The 3,221-nt window shown below is 31.1% G+C and carries 2 protein-coding genes and 1 pseudogene; 2 read left to right on the top strand and 1 reads right to left on the bottom strand.

Annotated elements, in window-relative coordinates:
• Both EK368_RS14745 and EK368_RS01345 read left to right on the top strand, forming a co-directional pair.
• Positions 1-253 (top strand): annotated as a pseudogene (locus tag EK368_RS14745) (methyl-accepting chemotaxis protein); the annotation flags it as partial.
• A gap of 108 nt (positions 254-361) precedes the next feature.
• Entirely contained in the window at positions 362-946 is a 585-nt protein-coding gene (locus EK368_RS01345) for a 50S ribosomal protein L25 (RefSeq protein WP_129595934.1), read from the top strand.
• Positions 947-1,031: 85 nt separating this feature from the next.
• On the opposite strand, the gene EK368_RS01340 is transcribed toward EK368_RS01345, so the two are convergent.
• Entirely contained in the window at positions 1,032-2,507 is a 1,476-nt protein-coding gene (locus EK368_RS01340; protein WP_243109329.1) for a Na+/H+ antiporter NhaC family protein, read from the bottom strand.
• Between the last annotated feature and the right edge of the window lie 714 nt (positions 2,508-3,221).

The raw sequence follows: 3,221 nt of genomic DNA, 5'->3' as shown, positions 1-3,221 counted from the left end.
AGTTCAAAATATTACGGATAAAATTGAAAATATAAGTTTATCGATTCAAAAAATTAATGGAGATAAAGACGATATAGTGCTGGCGATACAAAATATTTCGGCTGTTTCAGAAGAAACAGCAGCTTCAGCAGAAGAGGTAAGTGCATCTATGCAACAACAAGCAAATACAGTAGATGAAGTAGCTAATGCAGCAAATAAACTTAATGAACTTACAAAAGAATTAACTATGGAAATCAATAAATTTGTTATGTAGTGATAGACGTCTATGAGACGTCTTTTTCAATGGATAAAAAAAGATAGTATGATAAAAAAGTAGATTGGATATACTCACTACTAGAGCATAAGTTTAGGAGGGGTAAATATGTTAAAGACTTCTATTCAAGCAGATTTACGTAGTGAAACAGGCAAAGGCCCATCTCATAGAACAAGAGAAGCAGGATATATTCCAGCAGTGGTATATGGAGCAAACAGAGTTACACGATCTATAGAAGTAGGAAAAATGGAGATCGATCAGATCGTTAGAACTTATGGAATGAATGTTTTTTTAGATTTAAATATGGATACAGATCATGCTGTAGTAATGATGAAAGAGGTACAAAGAAATCCAATAACGAATCAAATACAGCATATAGATTTTCAGGAAATATCCAAGAATCAACCTATCCAGACTATAGTTCCTATTCGGTTAATAGGGAGAGAAAGAGCGCAAGAAAATAGAGGAGTGGTCCAACAACAATTAAGAGAAGTACATATAGAATGTTTGCCTACGAATATTCCAGAAAGTATAGAAATAGATATTTCTAGTTTGGCACCTGGGAAACCTTTAAAAGTTGAAGACATGGAGTTTTCACAAGAGATTAGTATTCTTAATCAGCCACAAGAAATTATAGCATCTCTTGCAAAAGCTGAAAAAATAGAAGAAGAGTCTTCAGAATCTATAGAATAAAGAAACCCGAGGGGCGGTTCTTATGGATTTATATTTCAAATTCATAAGAACCACCCCTCGGGTTTTAGCTTTTTACAAATAAATACTATGATATTTTAGATTTTACACGAGAATTCTCTTTTTTGAGAGATACGCTAGGTTCGCTAGGAATATCAAAGCCTGGTATGAATCGATCAAGACCAGTAAGAGTACATATTAGTATAGTAGCTACGGAAATCATAGCCATAAAGTTGTATTTAATAATATCCATAGGTACGAAGTTGTGTAAAGGATATACAGCAGAGGCTATTCCAACATAAAATCCTATATAAACATGCCAAGGAACAAGTTGTGATCCAAATACTCCTAAAGATGATCCGAAGGTAGCATTTCTAAGTCTTAGTTTATACATATCTTCTTCTGAAGCTTCTACGTTTTGATCTGTAAGATCTTTAATGATTGGTCCTATCGTTACGATTTGAGCCATTTCATCTGCTAATGCTGCATTTCCTAGTATACTTAAGATTCCATTTGCAAACATAAGTTGTCTTACGTTTTTTACTAGTTTAAGAACAAGTTTTGATAAAGGATCAAATGCTTTTATTTTAGACATAATTCCACCAAAAGCTCCAATCCACATCATCATTACGATTACCCAACTTCCAGCATCCTCAAAGCCTGCCATTACAAGTTTTGAAAAAGCGCCTAAGTTTTCGATCGTTCCAGCAACACTTCCTAATCCGAAAGATGCAATAATTCCTATACCTAGACAAGCGATTGTAGGAAGTCCTTTAATAGCTGCTATAAGAACTAATAATAGAGGTATAATCATATAAAGTGGTACACCTTGTTGTACTTGATTTAATAATACTACAGAAGAAGGTCTTTCGACTTGAAGATAATTCATTACATCTGGAGTGATTTGATTGATAGCATCACTAGCAGATGCTGTATTGCCTGGAAGTCCTAATCCCATTAAGAAAAATATTACTCCAGCAGCAATAACACTTAGTACTGCCCAAACACCTTGATGTCTTATTCTGTCGATAACTTCAACTTTTTGTATACCAGAGCTTACAACGGTAGTATCAGAGATAAGACCTATATTATCTCCAAAACAAGCTCCACCTGCTATTGCAGCAGCGGTAAGTAAAAGATTTCCTCCTACGATATGATTTAGCCATAAAAAGATAGGTGCACAAGCTGCAAAAGTTCCCCAAGAAGTACCAGTTGCAACGGAAAGAACGGATGTAACAAAAAATCCTACTACGGCAATTGTTTTCCCTGTTACTCCAAGATTTAAAGCCATAATGATAATGGAGGCACCTACTCCAGAAGCCATAAAGACTTCAGCCATAGCGTAAGCCATCATAAGGATAAAAAATACAAGATTAAGTTCTTTTACATTTTCAACAGAAATGTCTAATAGGTCATTAAAACTCAATTTTTCTGTAAAAATAGCTACAATAGCAGCATAAAGTGTAGCAGCAGGAGCAGCTAACAATGCATCTACCCCTCCAATCATAAGACCTGCTATTAAAAATACAGGACTTATCTTGAAAAATGATTTCATTCCATTCATAATTAAAAATCCTCCCATAATAATGTTTTATTTATATGACTTGCATTTCTTTACACATAAAGATATACTAAGTAAATTTATAAAAATCTACTTAGTATATTTCATGAATATGAAAATCATATAGATATAAGCTAATGGCTTATATCATAGATAAGATTATAGCATTTATATAAATTTAATAAAATATTATGATAAATATTTGTTATATAGAAAAGAATGATAATTTTATTAAATTTCTAAATAAAAAGACAAAATTCTTCTTTGTTTTTAGAATGCATATATTTTAAGAGGTGTTTTTTAAAAGATTATTTTGAAATTCTTTTCGTCAAAAAATTCAGTAGATTTATTATTTAAAAAATAATATCTATAGTTTCATCTAAAAAGAGATAAAAAGATAAAAATTTCTACTTTATAATAAAAGAGTTTTAAGTGTATTTTTAAAATACATAAAAAATAGAAATAGAAGAATTTATAAATGTAGCTAGTAAAATATAATTATATATTATAAAAAAACTGTTGACATGAAAAAAATATGTGATAAAGTATTATGTGTTGTCGCACAAAACAAGTTTTAAAAATGATTAAAAAAATAGTTGACAACAAGAAACAAAAATGATAAGATGATTAAGTCGTCAAAACAACGGCGAGTTAAAAAAATAGATTGACCTTTGAAAACTAAACAGCACAAGAAATGACAAGCAAACAAATTAATTG

The organism is Anaerophilus nitritigenes (assembly GCF_004138215.1).
Classification (GTDB): domain Bacteria; phylum Bacillota; class Clostridia; order Peptostreptococcales; family Thermotaleaceae; genus Anaerophilus; species Anaerophilus nitritogenes.
This window is presented reverse-complemented; position numbering and strand designations above follow the sequence as displayed.

Coding starts and splice junctions, on each gene's coding strand:
- EK368_RS01345 (WP_129595934.1), top strand. CDS start 362: ATGTTAAAGACTTCTATTCAAGCAGATTTACGTAGTGAAACAGGCAAA.
- EK368_RS01340 (WP_243109329.1), bottom strand. CDS start 2,507: ATGAATGGAATGAAATCATTTTTCAAGATAAGTCCTGTATTTTTAATA.